At 57.5% G+C, this 15,021-nt stretch carries 14 protein-coding genes; 5 read left to right on the forward strand and 9 right to left on the reverse strand.

What is annotated here, in order from left to right; translation table 11 throughout:
- Positions 1-21 precede the first annotated feature (21 nt).
- Together MHM86_RS03875 and MHM86_RS03880 are read right to left on the reverse strand one after the other, a co-directional pair.
- A complete protein-coding gene (locus MHM86_RS03875; protein ID WP_239196025.1) occupies positions 22-402 on the reverse strand; it encodes a response regulator in 381 nt (126 codons plus the stop codon).
- Positions 403-504: 102 nt separating this feature from the next.
- Complete coding sequence (locus MHM86_RS03880; protein ID WP_239196903.1) at positions 505-1,461, reverse strand: sensor histidine kinase; 957 nt, start codon at positions 1,459-1,461, stop codon at positions 505-507.
- 519 nt (positions 1,462-1,980) lie between these two features.
- Between MHM86_RS03880 and MHM86_RS03885 the strand changes: the two genes are divergently transcribed.
- Positions 1,981-2,679: a B12-binding domain-containing protein gene (locus MHM86_RS03885; protein WP_239196027.1), complete on the forward strand. Its 699-nt coding sequence runs from the start codon at positions 1,981-1,983 to the stop codon at positions 2,677-2,679.
- Between the two features lie 16 nt (positions 2,680-2,695).
- Complete coding sequence (locus tag MHM86_RS03890) at positions 2,696-3,334, forward strand: DUF1638 domain-containing protein (protein ID WP_239196029.1); 639 nt, start codon at positions 2,696-2,698, stop codon at positions 3,332-3,334.
- Positions 3,335-3,377: 43 nt separating this feature from the next.
- Here the strand turns inward: MHM86_RS03890 and MHM86_RS03895 are convergent, their stop codons facing one another.
- The gene (locus tag MHM86_RS03895; RefSeq protein WP_239196031.1) at positions 3,378-4,007 is read right to left on the reverse strand and encodes a glutathione S-transferase family protein; all 630 of its coding nucleotides are present in this window, start codon (positions 4,005-4,007) and stop codon (positions 3,378-3,380) included.
- A gap of 90 nt (positions 4,008-4,097) precedes the next feature.
- Between MHM86_RS03895 and MHM86_RS03900 the strand changes: the two genes are divergently transcribed.
- Positions 4,098-4,823: a YafY family protein gene (locus MHM86_RS03900; RefSeq protein ID WP_239196033.1), complete on the forward strand. Its 726-nt coding sequence runs from the start codon at positions 4,098-4,100 to the stop codon at positions 4,821-4,823.
- 9 nt (positions 4,824-4,832) lie between these two features.
- Here the strand turns inward: MHM86_RS03900 and MHM86_RS03905 are convergent, their stop codons facing one another.
- Positions 4,833-5,240: a SufE family protein gene (locus MHM86_RS03905; RefSeq protein WP_239196035.1), complete on the reverse strand. Its 408-nt coding sequence runs from the start codon at positions 5,238-5,240 to the stop codon at positions 4,833-4,835.
- Between the two features lie 185 nt (positions 5,241-5,425).
- Here MHM86_RS03905 and MHM86_RS03910 point away from each other — a divergent pair, with 185 nt between their 5' ends.
- The gene (locus MHM86_RS03910) at positions 5,426-5,950 is read left to right on the forward strand and encodes a hypothetical protein (protein ID WP_239196037.1); all 525 of its coding nucleotides are present in this window, start codon (positions 5,426-5,428) and stop codon (positions 5,948-5,950) included.
- Positions 5,951-6,063: 113 nt separating this feature from the next.
- On the opposite strand, the gene rnd is transcribed toward MHM86_RS03910, so the two are convergent.
- The 3 genes from rnd to purM all read right to left on the reverse strand — a co-directional run bounded on the left by rnd (position 6,064) and on the right by purM (position 8,986).
- Positions 6,064-7,221 carry a ribonuclease D gene (gene rnd / locus MHM86_RS03915; protein WP_239196039.1) on the reverse strand — a complete coding sequence of 386 codons (1,158 nt, stop codon included), beginning with the start codon at positions 7,219-7,221 and terminating at the stop codon, positions 6,064-6,066.
- 125 nt (positions 7,222-7,346) lie between these two features.
- Positions 7,347-7,940 carry a phosphoribosylglycinamide formyltransferase gene (purN, locus tag MHM86_RS03920; RefSeq protein ID WP_370644021.1) on the reverse strand — a complete coding sequence of 198 codons (594 nt, stop codon included), beginning with the start codon at positions 7,938-7,940 and terminating at the stop codon, positions 7,347-7,349.
- The gene (gene purM, locus MHM86_RS03925; RefSeq protein ID WP_239196041.1) at positions 7,937-8,986 is read right to left on the reverse strand and encodes a phosphoribosylformylglycinamidine cyclo-ligase; all 1,050 of its coding nucleotides are present in this window, start codon (positions 8,984-8,986) and stop codon (positions 7,937-7,939) included. Before purM ends, purN begins: the two co-directional genes overlap by 4 nt.
- 338 nt (positions 8,987-9,324) lie before the next feature.
- On the opposite strand from purM, the gene MHM86_RS03930 reads away from it, so the two are divergent.
- A complete protein-coding gene (locus MHM86_RS03930; RefSeq protein WP_239196043.1) occupies positions 9,325-11,043 on the forward strand; it encodes a methyl-accepting chemotaxis protein in 1,719 nt (572 codons plus the stop codon).
- Between the two features lie 81 nt (positions 11,044-11,124).
- Here the strand turns inward: MHM86_RS03930 and MHM86_RS03935 are convergent, their stop codons facing one another.
- On the reverse strand, positions 11,125-11,964 hold the full coding sequence (locus MHM86_RS03935; protein ID WP_239196045.1) for a glycosyltransferase: 840 nt from the start codon (positions 11,962-11,964) through the stop codon (positions 11,125-11,127).
- Positions 11,965-12,243: 279 nt separating this feature from the next.
- Positions 12,244-15,021, reverse strand: coding sequence for a formate dehydrogenase subunit alpha (gene fdhF, locus MHM86_RS03940; RefSeq protein ID WP_239196047.1), 2,778 nt, complete (start codon positions 15,019-15,021; stop codon positions 12,244-12,246).

Raw genomic sequence — 15,021 nt, forward strand, 5'->3', positions numbered from 1 at the left:
GAACGAAAAACGCCGTCCAGCCTATTTCACCGGCTGGGCGGCCAACACATCCGAAATCGTGCGCAACAATTCCATCGCGCCCACCGGTTTTGACAAAATCTGCTGTGCCCCCAGCAATTTCGCCACCTCCAGATAGTTCACGGCAGATGTTCGCGCCCCACCCGAAATGGCGATGATCGGCGGTGCATCCGCCCGCTTGCGTAATGCGCGGATCACTTCGACCCCGTCGCAATTGGGCATGATGATATCGGTCAGCACCAGATCCACCTTCAGCGTGCGCAGCAAGGACAGACCTTGCAGCCCATCCGCTGCCATCGTGACCTGATGGCCGTCAGCGCCAAGGATGATTTCAAAAGTGTCGCGTACTGCAGCGTCGTCTTCGATCAGTAGAATATGTGCCATTTAGGGTCCGCTGATGAGAATTCTTTGCATTGTAGGTTCTGGGCCTTGGCGGATTTCGCCTGCGTTTTGGGACGCCTGACACTGTCGGACGCCGGTCTGGTTTCATCCGGCGGCCTCTCTTGCCACGCTGCCTTTGGTCCAATGGTTGTCTTCGGCGCGAAAGATCCCTGGCACCCAGACTTTGAACTGGGCGCCGCTACCAGGCTGTGAATCGACCGATATCTGCCCCCCGACATTGCGCAAAAGTTCCTGCACCTGCCATAAACCAAGGCCTGTCCCCTCACCCACCGGCTTAGAGGTGAAGTAGGGTTCGAAAATACGGCTCAACATATCCGGCGTGATGCCTACACCTGTGTCCGACAGACTGAGAAACAAACCATCGACACCGCTCATCTGGCCCGGCGTTGCAGTAAAGGTCACGCTGCCCTGCGCCCCACCAATTGCGGCCAAGGCATTCGAGAACAGATTCATGATCACACTTTCCAAATCATCCCAAGCCATTTTTGGCTCCGGCAGCGCGTCTGAGATAATCGGCAGAAAGGTCACATCACTGGGGCAACTCAGGCTGAGCATATCCACCAGATCCGCCATGTTCTGAGTGACATCCACCTCGCCCCCAAATTCATTTCTGCGCCGCGAGATGCGCAGAACCGTATCCAGCGATCCTCGCGCCCGCATTGCCGCGTCGCGGATCATTTCCAATTGCCGCAGCCTGGGATCTTCTTCGGCCGTTTGCACCACAATCAGTTCTGACAGGCCGATGACCGGCTGCAACTGGTTGTTCACCTGATGTGCCATCCCCGCCGCGAGCGTGCCCAGCCCGTCCATTTTCCGCGCATGCGACAGTTGACGTTCCAATTCCAATAAGCGTTCTGTCTGTTTCTGTGCCTCGCGCATGCGGCGCCATGTGTACCAGGTCAATGGCAAGGGCAGCAGCAGCAGCAAGATGACCGTTTCGTCCAGATCCCAATCCTCATGCGCGCGGGATACTTCATAAAACCATTCATAAAGGTCCAGTTCCGACATCGGCACCCAAACCAGAAGCAACAGCACCAGCATAACCCACACGTCGCGCCATTTGGCAGATCTGAATAGTCTCGATCCGGACATACTTCCGAAGATACTCAAGCCCCATCACCCCTTATTACAGGACCCGACGCACCACCTTGCAACAACAAAGGTTGTAGCAATGCGCCTCACCTCCCTCATTAATAGTCAATTGAACCAAATCAGGAAACACCGTCGCAATCCGGTAAAACAAATTCTCTTCAAAGCACAAAAAACGGCCAAATTCGCCGCGAAACATACACATTATAGCCGCCACATAGCCGCCAAAACGGTCACGTCGCTAACCAGTTGTGCAGTCGCAGAAAATTCACCGACGAAGGATTTAAACGACCATATTTTTGACCTTACGTCGCAACTGCACATCGCCAAGTCGCAAATTGCCCAGACCAATCTGCCTCGAAAAAGCGAAATATACTTAGAAACACCGCCCCTAATTTATCCGGGCTCCCACTCATTTCCAGCCAGCCTGTTTTACAGATGCGTGGCCAGACCAAGCCAAGGAAGCACACCATGTCGGACGAAGACGATATCATCCTGTCGGAACTCGATGATGAGGAACTTGTTCAACAGATGTTCGACGACCTCTACGACGGTCTTAAAGAAGAGATCGAAGAAGCGGTCAACGTCCTGCTGGAACGCGGCTGGCAGCCCTACGACATCCTGACCAAAGCATTGGTTGGTGGTATGACCGTTGTTGGTGCCGACTTCCGTGACGGCATCCTGTTTGTGCCTGAAGTTCTGCTGGCGGCAAACGCGATGAAGGGCGGCATGGCCATCCTGAAGCCGCTGCTGGCTGAAACCGGTGCACCGCGCATGGGTTCGATGGTTATCGGTACGGTAAAAGGCGACATCCACGACATCGGCAAAAACCTGGTTTCCATGATGATGGAAGGCGCTGGTTTCGAAGTTGTAGACATCGGCATCAACAACCCGGTCGAAAACTATCTGGAAGCTCTGGAAGAGCACAAGCCCGATATTCTGGGCATGTCCGCCCTGCTGACCACCACCATGCCATACATGAAGGTTGTAATCGACACGATGGTCGAAAACGGCATTCGTGACGACTACACCGTTCTGGTTGGTGGCGCCCCCCTGAACGAAGAGTTCGGCAAAGCAATCGGCGCAGATGGTTACTGCCGTGATGCGGCTGTTGCCGTGGAAATGGCCAAGGAGTTTGTTGCGCGCAAGCACAACCAACCCAACGCCTAAGAACTGCGTCTGACCTATGACGCAGTTTGATGACAGCACCCTGACCTCTCAGACCCTCCCACCCCTTCAGGGTCAGGGTCGGGTGCTGATCATCGCTTGTGGTGCTTTGGCGCGGGAAATACTCGCGCTGAAGGACTTGAATGGCTGGGATCATCTGGATCTGACCTGTCTGCCCGCCATTCTGCACAATCACCCCGAAAAAATTGCCGACGCTGCACGGGATGCGATTGCCAAGCATCGCGGTGCCTATGACCAGATCTTTCTGGCCTATGCGGATTGCGGCACCGGCGGTGCGCTGGAAATGGTCTGCCGCGCGGAGGGGGTTCATATGATTGCCGGCCCGCATTGTTACAGCTTCTTTGCCGGCAATGAAGCATTTGAAGCGGCGGGCGAAGTGACCAGTTTCTTCCTCACCGATTTTCTGGCGCGTCAGTTCGAAACCTTTGTGGTGAAGCCGCTGGGCCTCGACCGCCATCCAGAACTGTCGTCGATGTATTTCGGCAATTATGAAAAACTGATCTATCTGGCCCAGACCGACGATCCCGCCCTAACCGCAAAGGCTGAAGAAGCGGCAGAAACTTTGGGGTTGGCATTTGAACGGCGCATGACAGGCTACGGAGATTTGGCCACTGCTCTGGCCGACCTGAAAAAGTAAGTGCGGCCCAGCATGGACCGCACTTTCATTTCAAAACAGTGATTTAAGGCATGTCCTTTGCTGCGATCTGTTTCCCCCCCTCTGTCTCAAACGCTGCCAATGCGTCCCCGTCCACTTGCGCCCCTACACGGGACACCCAGTCCCTGATCAGCGCACTCTCTGGCATCAAATGCGGCGCCCACTGGAAGGGCGACGCCATCAGGATATCCGCCACGCTCAGCGTATGCCCCAAAAGATACGGTGCCGTATGGAGCGCACTCTCCAGCTCTGCCGCAACCTCTGACATACCGCGGAATGTCTCTGCCAATGCGGGGTGATCAAGGCCGGAAAACGCCGCAACCAGCACCGGTTCCAGCACCCCAGCGGAATAGACCATCCAACTGAGGTAAGCGCCACGTGTCGCCTCGCCCAGCTTGGGACTGAACGGTTGGTCGAACACCTCATCCAGATAGATCATGATCGCCGCGCTTTCGCGGATACCTACCCCATCATCTGTGATCAGATAGGGCACCTTGCCTTCTGGGTGAGGGTTGCGCGGATCACGACACCCAGTGCCATCATGGCGGGGTACATCAACGATCACGACCTCCACCGCATCCAGTTTGCCCATCAGCATCAATTGCGCAATCACACGGGACGAGCGGCTGTTGGGGGAATGATAAAGGGTTGGCATGGGATGCCTCCTGTCTGGGATTGAAGATGCCCCCTCTATCGCGCTACCCTCTTGCCAATTTTTGTCAGTATCGATCAGCGACCCTACCCCATGTCCAAAAGCGATCGCCTGTTCCGCCTGCTGCATCTGATCCGGGGCCTCCGCCCGCCGGTGACCGCCGCCCGTCTGGCCAGCGCAATGGAGGTGTCAGAGCGCACGATTTACCGCGACATCGACAGCCTGCGCGCCGCAGGGGCGCGAATTGAAGGTGAGGCAGGCGTCGGCTACACCATGGTCGAAGATCCTGCATTGCCACCGCAGACGTTTACACAGATCGAAATTGAGGCGCTGACGCTGGGCCTGTCGGACGTAACACAACGTGGAGATAGAGATCTGGCGCAGGCAGCGCAGGATGCGCTGGTCAAGATCCTCGCGACCCTGCCCGAACGCCAACGCCGCCAAGCCGCGCACGCGGTCAATATGGTGCACCGTTTCAACACGCCCCCGACACCCACAATTGACATGACGCTGCTGCGAGAAGCCATGTGGGCCGAAGAGGCGCTGGATGTCGGCTACCGCGACCTCAAAAACACACATACGACGCGGCGTATCTATCCGCTGGCGCTATCCTATCATGATCGCAACGTGATGTTGCTGGCGTGGTGCTGCAACCGGCAGGATTTCCGCAGCTTCCACGTCACCCGTGTCACCGGATACAAAAAAACCGGCGAAAGCTTTCGCCCGCGCCGGGTCGCACTATTGCGCGAATTTGTGGTGCAGCTACAGGAACGCGACCGCGCTTGCGAGGCGGCGAACCAGACTCAGCCAACATCTTAGACGGGCTTCTTAAGCCGCTGCCGCCACGCTGCGGATCCGTTCAATCATCGCCCGCACCCCGTTGGAACGCTGCGCCGACAGGTGTTCGTTCAACCCCAGACGGCCCAGTTCGGCGTGGGCATCCACCTGCCCCACCTCAGACAGCGTAAGATCATTATAAAGCGCCCGCAGCACCGCGATCAGGCCTCGTACGATCATCGCGTCGCTGTCCCCGTCAAAACGGAACACGCCCCCCTCGATGCTGGGATGTAGCCAGACCTGCGATGCGCAGCCATCCACCTTGGTCGCGGGCACCTGCAGGGCGGCATCCAGCCCCTCCATCGCTTTGCCCAGTTCGATCACATGGCGGTAGCGATCTTCCCAGTCTTCCAGAAATTCAAAGTCTTCGACGATCTCTTCAAAGGCGGCGGCTGCCATCGCACTCTCCTGCTTTGGTGCTGTCATCTGCTGCAACCGAGTTAGGGCGCAGACCGCCAAAGGTCCAGCGAAATTCAGCGTAAATCCAGCTACAAATGGGGCAAAGCGTGCAAGCCACTTTTCAACACCCTTCCAATGCGCTACCCCAGAGCAAAGCGACAACAAGCAGGCCACAGGTAGAGCTCATGCAAAAATCACTCTCGGTTCTTCTGATTTCATCTGTGGTGCTGGCAGGCTGCGGTCAGTCAGGCCTTGGACAATCGCGCCTTAATCCGCTGAACTGGTTCGGCAGTGCAAAACCTGTGACCGCCGTGCCAGCCACCACAGACGCGACAGTGAACCCGCTGATCCCAGAACGCAGCCGACTGGCACGTGATGACACCTATCAAGGTGAACTGGTGGCAAATATCACCGATCTGATTGTTGAGCAGACCCCCGGTGGCGCCCTGTTGCGGGTAAACGCCTTGGCCGCAGCTCAAGGGAGCCATGACGTGCGCCTTGAAGCGCTGAACGAGGGGGAACCAATCGCAGGCGTTCTGGTCTATGAGCTGCGTGCTATTCCGCTGAACCCGCGCTTTCGCGACGCCAAAGTTGGCAGCGAAGCGACCCGCCGCATCACCGCTGCGGCCTTCGTCAGCGAACAGACGCTGGCACGGGTCAACAGCATTGAGGTGCGTGGGCTGAACAACACTTTGGCCAGCCGTCGCTGATCGGGCGTCGCTGATCGGGCGTCACTGAACGAACCTTGAGGTTCCAACAGACATCTTTGAAATGAAAAAGGGGCCGCGCGGCCCCTTCTTTGTGTCTAGCACGGATCGGCTGATCACAGGCTGATCAGCTTGATCGATTTGCCCTTGGCAGCCAATGCCACCTCGCCGTTGCACAGGCGCAGGGCGTCATTGCCAAACACCTCTTTGCGCCAGCCCTGCAGCGCAGGCACATCGCGCACGCCAGCGGCGATGGCATCCAGATCCGCAGCAGGCGCAATCAGACGCGATGCAACGCCAGCATCTTCGGTCTTGGCCTTCAACAGGACCCGCAGCAGATCGGCCAGCGCGGGGTTCACCTGCAGCTTGTCACGGCTGGTATCCGGTTTCGGCAGTTGATCGGCGGGGCAGTTCACGCCGGCTTTGACGGCAGCCAGAATACCTTCGGCGATGTCACCTTTGCGGGCCTCACGCAGCAACAGGCGCGAGCGCCCCAGATCCTGCATATTGCCCGGTTTGGTCGAGGCCAGTTCCACCAGCGCGTCGTCTTTGAACACGCGCGAGCGCGGGATGTTACGCTGTTGCGCATAGCCTTCGCGAAACTTCGCCAGTTCACGCACAACGGCCAGAAACTTGCCGCTGGTGGTGCGGGTTTTGACCCGTTTCCATGCATCCTCAGGCTGGATGATATAGGTATCGGGATTGGTCAGAATGCGCAGTTCCTCGCGCACCCAAGCGTCGCGGCCGGTCTTTTCCAGCTCCGTCGACAGGTATTCGTAGATCATCCGCAGGTGGGTCACATCCGCCAGCGCATATTTCTTTTGCGCATCCGTCAGCGGACGGCGCGACCAATCGGTAAAACGCGATGTCTTATCAAGGCTTTGCTTGGCAATCTTGCGCACCAGTGTTTCATACCCCACCTGTTCACCAAAGCCACAGACCATTGCGGCAACCTGCGTGTCAAACAGCGGTTCAGGAAACACGCCCGCCTCAACAAAGAAGATCTCAAGGTCCTGACGCGCGGCGTGGAACACCTTGACCACATTGGTGTCTTTGAACAACTCCAGCAGAGGCGCAACAGAAATACCATCGGCCAGCGGATCAACCAGTACGGCGTTGTCGTCGGTGGTGCCGGGCATAGCCAGTTGCACAAGGCACAGTTTGGAGTAATAGGTGCGTTCCCGCAGGAATTCGGTATCGACCGTCACATAGGGGTGCTTGCGGGCCTCTTCGCAATATGCGGCCAGCTCTGCGGTCGTGGTAATCGTTTTCATAGAGTGCTTTCGCCTCATTCTGGTGGGTGCGGGGTCATCCCGCAGGAAATGCCTGACCCTGTTGGCCAAGCTGGGGGCAGCCTTACGCCATTCGGGGGCGAATGGAAAGGTGTGCGGTGTTGGGGTCAATCAAGGATAAGCGGCGCCGTTTCACCGGCCACAAAGCGGCGCAATACGGCAGGGTATAGTTTGTGCTCCTGAACCAGCACCCGTGCAGCCAGCGTGTCGGCGGTATCACCTGCCTGAACCGGAACCCGCGCCTGCCCCAGAATGGGGCCATCATCCAATTCCGGCGTCACCAGATGCACGGAACAGCCTGCTACATCATCACCCGCATCCAGCGCGCGTTGATGGGTGTTGAGGCCTTTGTACTTCGGCAGCAGCGACGGGTGGATGTTCAGCATCCGCCCTTCCCAATTGCGCACGAACCCTTCGGTCAGAACCCGCATGAAGCCCGCCAGACAGATGATGTCCGGCTGCGCCTCTTCCAGCTGGCGCTGTAGTTCCGCCTCAAACGCAGCGCGGTCGCCTTTATAGGGGCGATGATCAACGGCGAAGGTGGGCACGCCCATCTCAGCCGCTTTTTTCAACCCGCCCGCCTCTGGGTCATTGGACCCCACAAGGACGGCGCGTGCAGGGTGATCGCCCTGCATGCTTTCGACCAGTTTCACCATGTTCGAACCGCCGCCCGAAATCAGCAGCGCGACCCGTTTGCTCACAGCAGCGCACCCTCATAGGCAACGCCCGGCGCGGTGGTCACGGCGCCCAGTTTGGTGACGGTTTCGCCAGCGGATTCCAGCACTTTGGTCAGTGCTTCGGCTTCTGCCTCATCAACGACAAGGATCATGCCGATGCCGCAGTTGAAGGTTTTGAGCATCTCGGCCTCTTCCATACCGCCCGTTGCGGCCAGCCATTTGAACACAGGCGGCATATCCCATGCGCCCAGATCAATCGTCGCGCCCAGATCGTCGGGCAGAACGCGCGGCAAGTTTTCGGTCAAACCACCACCAGTAATATGGGCCAGCGCATGTACGCCACCTGCGCGGATCGCGTCCAGAACCTGTTTGACATAAAGACGGGTCGGTGCCAGCAGCGCGGCACCCAGCGTCTGGTGGTCATCCCACGGACAGGTCGCGTCCCAGCCAAGGCCCGAGACCTCAACCAGTTTGCGCACCAGCGAATAGCCGTTGGAGTGCACGCCGTTAGATCCCAAACCCAGCAGCACATCGCCTGCCTTCACGTCTACAGGCAGATCCGCGCCGCGTTCCATCGCACCAACAGCGAAACCGGCAAGATCAAAGTCGCCTTCACTGTACATGCCGGGCATCTCGGCGGTTTCACCACCGATCAGCGCACAGCCGGATTGTTCGCAGCCAGCGGCGATGCCGTTGATGATGCGGGTTGCGCTGTCCAGTTCCAGTTTACCGGTGGCGAAGTAGTCGAGGAACAACAGCGGCTCTGCACCCTGACAGACCAGATCGTTCACACACATGGCCACCAGATCAATGCCGATGGTATCTACATTGCCGGTGTCGATCGCGATGCGCAGCTTGGTGCCCACACCGTCGGTGGCGGCCACCAGAATAGGGTCTTTGTAGCCTGCGTCCTTTAGGTCAAACAGCGCGCCAAAGCCACCCAACCCCGCCATCACGCCGGAGCGCGCAGTACGCTTGGCTGCCGGTTTGATCCGATCGACCAGCGCGTTGCCTGCATCAATATCCACACCTGCGTCTGCGTAGGTCAGACCGTTCTTGCCCTGGCTCATAGTGAGATCCCCTGTGTACCATCGGTAATTTGGCGCCTGCGATAGACCAAGCAGCGGCTCGTGTCTACGCTTTCTGCCTGTTATCTCAACCAATGCAGGCAGATCAGCGACAAATACTGCATTTAACGCAAGCCCTCTGCAATACTCACCCCCTCAGGGCGATCACGCAGGGACGCAATTGCCGTGGAAAATTTACTCACTTGAAACGAGTATCTTACCCCACTCCCACACCAAATTCGGCGGCATTTCCAACAGCGGTCACTAATATTCCAATTTTTGATGTCGTTACCTGTTACAGCGCGTTCAAACACGCAGTAACAAGTTCAGAAAGATTTATGATGTCGAGTGTAGACCCCGCAAAACAAGACACCAGCAATCTGTCCCAACAGACAGCCTACGCCGCCTACGAACACCTCAGCTGCCCGATCATGGTCTGTGATAGCCAATTGGTCATTCGCTATGCCAACAGCGTCGCTTATAAGATGTTCGCCAGTATTGAGGCCGCCATCCAAGAAGATCTGCCGCATTTCACCGCCAGTGATATCATCGGCAAAACCATCGACGATTTTCACAAAAAACCGTCCTATCAGCGTGATGTCATCGCAAATATGACCGAAACCCATCTAGGCAAGCTCAAGGTCGGCAGCAAACATCTGACCTTTCACGCTTCGCCCAACTTCAACGATGATGGCACACTGGATGCAATTGTTGTCGAATGGCAGGACCGGACCGAAGAGCGTCAAGCACGCGAGGATCTGACCAACTTTTTGGCGGAAGTAAAGGCAATGGGTGGTGCCCATGAAGAAGGCGATACCAGCATATTTATCGCCGACGGCAACTATCCAGACCGTTTGGGCGAAGTGGCCAAAGCCGTGAACACCATGGTGAAGGGCCATATGCATATCCAAAAATGCATGGGCGCCGCCACCGCTGCCTTTGCAGCCGGTGACTTCAATTTCGAGATGGAGCAGTTCAAAGGCGATAAAGCCGCCGTCAACGATGGCGTGGAGCATGTGCGCTCCAGCTTCTTGGCGCTGACGTCCGAAATCCGCAAAGCCTCGGAAGCGATGGTGACAGGGGATCTGGCCATTCATATTGAAACTGAAACCTTCGAGGGTGAATTCCGTGAAGTGATGGAAACCTTTGACCGCGCCTTCGCGGATCTGAGCCACACAGTGGGCGAGCTGAACGCGCAGATCCAGGAGGTCAGCAAATCCTCTGACCGCGTTTCCAACTCGTCACACACCCTGTCCACCAGTGCCGAGCGCGCGAGTCAGGCGATTGACGAAATCTCCTCCTCCTTTGATGAAACCGAAAGCATGGTGCGCGCCACCTCGGACGCGGCCAACCGTGCCCATGAGGTTGCCAATTCCGCCAGCCAAACCGCAACCGACGGCAGCGACACCATGGCCAGCCTGCTGACCGCGATGGACGGCATCGACGCCAAGGCCCGTTCGATCGCATCAATCAACAAGGTGATTGATGAAATTGCGTTTCAAACGAACCTCCTGGCGCTCAACGCTGCGGTAGAGGCCGCGCGTGCAGGCCAATATGGTCGCGGTTTTGCTGTGGTGGCCCAAGAAGTGCGCAACCTCGCAGGTCGCTCTGCCAAAGCGGCACAGGAAACCACATCGCTGATCGAGGATTCGACCCAAGCTATTCAGGAAGGCGTGAAAATTGCCAATGACATGGACACCGCCTTCAGGTCCCTGTCGGATTCCTTTGATGATGTGAAATCACTGGTCGGGGAAATCAACGTTGCCACCCGCGAACAACAGGCGGCGGTCGGTCATATCTCAAACTCGGTCAGTGAAATCGCAGGCACCGCCGCCACAACAGATTCAGAATCCAGTTCGCTGGCAACGGGGGCGGAACAGCTGTCCTCCTCCACCAGTCTGATGCGGGCACAGTTGGGTCGGTTCAAACTGCGCGACACACAGGCCGATATGTCTGGCGCACTGGCGGATTTTGACCTGTCAACGCTCAGCCCGGAAATGGCAGCGCAGGTTCAGCGAATGCTCGACGATGACACGCTGAACAAATACGTGGGTGAATAAGACGGTTCTCCGCCCTACCCTATAAAAATGCAAAACGCGCCCTCAATCGGGGCGCGTTTTTCATTGCTTCGAATACTGTGATTACTCTGCCGCGATTTTCATATCACCGGCCGGAACCTCATCGCTGAACGGCATCTTCCAATCTGTTTTCAGACCGTTCAGCAACGGGAAGGTGTCGTAGAGGCGCGGCATTTCCTCTTCGCGGACAGACGCATCACCACGACGCCCTTTGCTGTCGTTGGTGCCATGCACAGACCGGATGTATTGCGGTTCCAGCGTGTGGATCACCCGTACAGGGCGACGTTCCAACACCTTGTGGTGGGCCACGCGGAACGGGCTGCGATGGCTTTCAGTGGGGGCCACAACGGTCAGGCCCAGATTGGTCGCCGGCACGTTGCGCGGAATCAGCTTCAGTGCGCCTTCCTTAAACTCTGCGGTGACGCCACGCGGCCAGGACAGGAATGTATAGTTCGGCTGATTCGCCTTGCGCAGAGTGACGGCTGCATTTGCTTCACCCCGTAGATCCGCGGTGAAATCGACGCCAACCGCGTCATCGTCATCCAGCACGATCTGCGCAGTGTGCGCATAACGATCAAAGGTCTGCCAACGGTATTTCTGGAACACCCGCGATGTGGAGTCCGGTTCGCGGAAGATCACATGCGCCCGTGACCCCAACATGTCATGACAGATGTCTTTCAGGCGGGTCTGATACTTCTCCGGCATCAGGGTCGAGGACAGGACAATCAGATTAAAGCCCTGGTCTGTCTGATCCCGCAACGACGGCAGCGCAACCTTGCGCAGAAAATACTCGCGTTCTTCCAGACGTTTGGGATCGAACAGTTTTCCGGGATCACGACTGGCTTCACCCCGCCAACCGGACTGACCAAAATACGAATAGCGCATCAAGTAAAGCAAGTGCATCGATCGAAACCTCTCAGCTCGCGGCGGGGTCTTAATACTTTGAGAGCCGCTTTATTCTCTTTTTATAGAAAACATAGACAATTTGATGGCATCTCGCAAATTTTTTCGCTCACAGCGATAAAATCGGTCGTGAGGATGATGTGAATTAAACCACAGAGTGCATGCCAGACCCGTAAAAGAGCCAAGACGGCGCACCATCATCACCTGCATAATTGCAGGACACAACAAAAAAGGCCGGAGCAAGCTCCGGCCTTTCTGCATGTCTATCCAGATCCTGCGCTATTCAGCAGCGATCTTTTGCGCTGCTTCTACGCGTACGGCGGAGAATTTGAACTCAGGGATCTTGCCGTAGGGGTCCAGCGCTGGGTTGGTCAGGATGTTTGCCGCCGCCTCAACATAGGCGAAGGGTACGAACACCATATCCTCTGCCACTGCGCGGTCGGCACGGGCCATAATCTCGATCGAACCGCGGCGTGTGCTGAGACGCACCATATCCCCCGGCTGCACGCCAAGGCGACGCAGGGTTTTGGGGTGCAGAGAACAGTTCGCTTCGGGCTCTACCGCGTCCAGAACCTTGGACCGACGGGTCATCGACCCGGTGTGCCAGTGTTCCAGCTGACGACCGGTGGTCATGATCATCGGGTAATCCGTATCCGGCGCCTCATCCGGCGCGATAACCGCCGCAGGAGTGAAGCGCGCACGCCCACCTGCACGGGGGAAGCCATCGCCGAACACCACAGCCTGACCCGGATCTTCGGGGCTGAGCGACGGGTAGGTCACGGTTTCTGTCTTCAGACGGTCCCAGGTGATGTTGTTCAGCGACTTCATCACCTGCTTCATCTCGTCAAAGACCTGCGACACATCGGTGTAGCCCCAATCAAGGCCCAGACGCTGCGCCAGTTCCACGGTGATCGCCCAATCTTCGCGCGCTTCACCCGGTGGGGTGACGGCGGGACGGACCCGCTGAACCTGACGGTTGGTATTGGAAACGGTACCGTTTTTCTCATAGAGCGCCGAGGCCGGTAGGATCACATCGGCAAAACAGGCAGTTTCGGTCAGGAAGATATCCTGCACCACCAGATGTTCCAGCTTCGCAAACGCTTCGCGCGCGTGTTCCGCATCAGGGTCGGACATGGCGGGGTTTTCACCCTGAATATACATCCCCTTCACGTTGCCCGCGTAGGCCTGATCGACAATCTCGGTCACGGTGAGACCGCGTTTGTTCGACCAATCCTCATCGCGCCCCCAAACACCAAAGATGTCTTCGCGGACCGCGTCATCCTCAACCGAACGATAATCCGGCACGAACATCGGGATCAGACCCGCGTCAGACGCGCCCTGTACGTTGTTCTGACCACGCAGCGGGTGCAGGCCGGTGCCCGGACGCCCCACTTGACCTGTCATCAGTGCCAGCGAAATCAGGCAGCGCGAGTTATCGGTGCCGTGGATGTGCTGGCTGACGCCCATGCCCCAGAAGATCATCGCCGATTTCGCACCCGCAAAGGTACGGGCGACGTCGCGGATGACATCAGGTTTAATGCCACAGATGTCTTCCATCGCTTCGGGGGTGAAGTCCTTCAGGTGTGCCTTCTCTGCGTCCCAGTTTTCCGTATAGGCGTCGATGTACTGCTGGTCATAAAGGCCTTCCTCGACAATCACGTTACAGATCGCGTTCAGCATGCTGACATCCGCGCCGGGGCGGAATTGCAGCGTCTGATAGGCAAAGCGTTTGAGGCCCTGCGCGCGCGGATCCATCACAATCAGTTTGCCACCACGTTTGGTGAACTGCTTGAAGTAGGTTGCCGCAACGGGGTGGTTTTCCAGAGGGTTACAGCCAATAACGATCGCCACATCAGCGTTTTCAATTTCGTTAAAGGTGGCTGTCACAGCGCCAGAGCCAACGTTTTCGATCAGCGCCGCAACCGATGATGCGTGGCACAAACGGGTGCAGTGATCGACGTTGTTGTGCTTGAACCCCTGACGGATCAGCTTCTGGAACAGATACGCCTCTTCGTTGGTGCATTTCGCCGAGCCAAAGCCCGCAACCGACGCCCCACCATGCGACTGGCGTAGTTTCGCCAGACCGCCTGCGGCTTTTTCCATCGCCTCTTCCCAACTGGCTTCACGGAAGTGGGTCATCAGGTTGCCGGGATCGACGTTCAAGCCCTTTGCCGGCGCATCGTCACGACGGATCAGCGGTTTGGTAAGACGGTGTTCGTGGTGAATGTAGTCAAAGCCAAAGCGGCCTTTCACACACAGGCGACCTTCGTTTGCGGGGCCGTTGATGCCCTCCACATACTTGACCTTGCCATCCTTCACCTTGAGCGAGACCTTACAGCCGACACCACAGAAGGGGCAGACGCTTTCGGTTTCGCTATCGAAATCAGCAGTGTCACCCTGTTGGTTTTCGTCCACAACCGACGACGGCAGAAGCGCGCCGGTGGGGCACGCCTGCACACATTCACCACAGGCCACACAGGAACTGTCGCCCATCGGGTCAGCAAAGTCGAAGGTCGGATAGGCGTCATGGCCACGGCCAGACATGCCGATCACGTCGTTCACCTGAACCTCACGGCAGGCGCGGACACACAGACCACACTGGATACAGGCATCAAGGTTCACGCTCATCGCGACGTGGCTGTCATCCAGCAGCGGAATGCGGCCCTCTTCCAGCTTGGGGAAGCGGCTGGTGTCGATGCCATTGGCATCAGCCATATCCCACAGATGCGAGGATTTATCGTGCGCCTCTTCACGCGCGGGCTGATCGGTGACCAGCATTTCCACAACCATCTTACGCGCAGTTTCAGCGCGGTTCGAATTGGTGGTGACAACCATGCCCTCAGCAGGTTCGCGGATACAGGAGGCAGCCAGCGTACGCTCGCCCTCAATCTCTACCATACAGGCGCGGCAGTTGCCGTCGGGGCGGTAGCCCGGCTGCGGCTTGTGGCACAGGTGCGGGATTTTCAGCCCACGGCCGTTGGCCACTTCCCAAATGGTCATGCCGCGATCTGCGGTGACTTCTTCCCCGTCGAGGGTGAATTTGATTTGGTCGCTCAT

Source organism: Thalassobius sp. Cn5-15 (assembly GCF_022347685.1).
Classification (GTDB): Bacteria; Pseudomonadota; Alphaproteobacteria; order Rhodobacterales; family Rhodobacteraceae; genus Thalassobius.

Coding starts and splice junctions, on each gene's coding strand:
- MHM86_RS03875 (WP_239196025.1), bottom strand. CDS start 402: ATGGCACATATTCTACTGATCGAAGACGACGCTGCAGTACGCGACACT.
- MHM86_RS03880 (WP_239196903.1), bottom strand. CDS start 1,461: ATGCTGGTGCTGTTGCTTCTGGTTTGGGTGCCGATGTCGGAACTGGAC.
- MHM86_RS03885 (WP_239196027.1), top strand. CDS start 1,981: ATGTCGGACGAAGACGATATCATCCTGTCGGAACTCGATGATGAGGAA.
- MHM86_RS03890 (WP_239196029.1), top strand. CDS start 2,696: ATGACGCAGTTTGATGACAGCACCCTGACCTCTCAGACCCTCCCACCC.
- MHM86_RS03895 (WP_239196031.1), bottom strand. CDS start 4,007: ATGCCAACCCTTTATCATTCCCCCAACAGCCGCTCGTCCCGTGTGATT.
- MHM86_RS03900 (WP_239196033.1), top strand. CDS start 4,098: ATGTCCAAAAGCGATCGCCTGTTCCGCCTGCTGCATCTGATCCGGGGC.
- MHM86_RS03905 (WP_239196035.1), bottom strand. CDS start 5,240: ATGGCAGCCGCCGCCTTTGAAGAGATCGTCGAAGACTTTGAATTTCTG.
- MHM86_RS03910 (WP_239196037.1), top strand. CDS start 5,426: ATGCAAAAATCACTCTCGGTTCTTCTGATTTCATCTGTGGTGCTGGCA.
- rnd (WP_239196039.1), bottom strand. CDS start 7,221: ATGAAAACGATTACCACGACCGCAGAGCTGGCCGCATATTGCGAAGAG.
- purM (WP_239196041.1), bottom strand. CDS start 8,986: ATGAGCCAGGGCAAGAACGGTCTGACCTACGCAGACGCAGGTGTGGAT.
- MHM86_RS03930 (WP_239196043.1), top strand. CDS start 9,325: ATGTCGAGTGTAGACCCCGCAAAACAAGACACCAGCAATCTGTCCCAA.
- MHM86_RS03935 (WP_239196045.1), bottom strand. CDS start 11,964: ATGCACTTGCTTTACTTGATGCGCTATTCGTATTTTGGTCAGTCCGGT.
- fdhF (WP_239196047.1), bottom strand. CDS start 15,021: ATGAGCGACCAAATCAAATTCACCCTCGACGGGGAAGAAGTCACCGCA.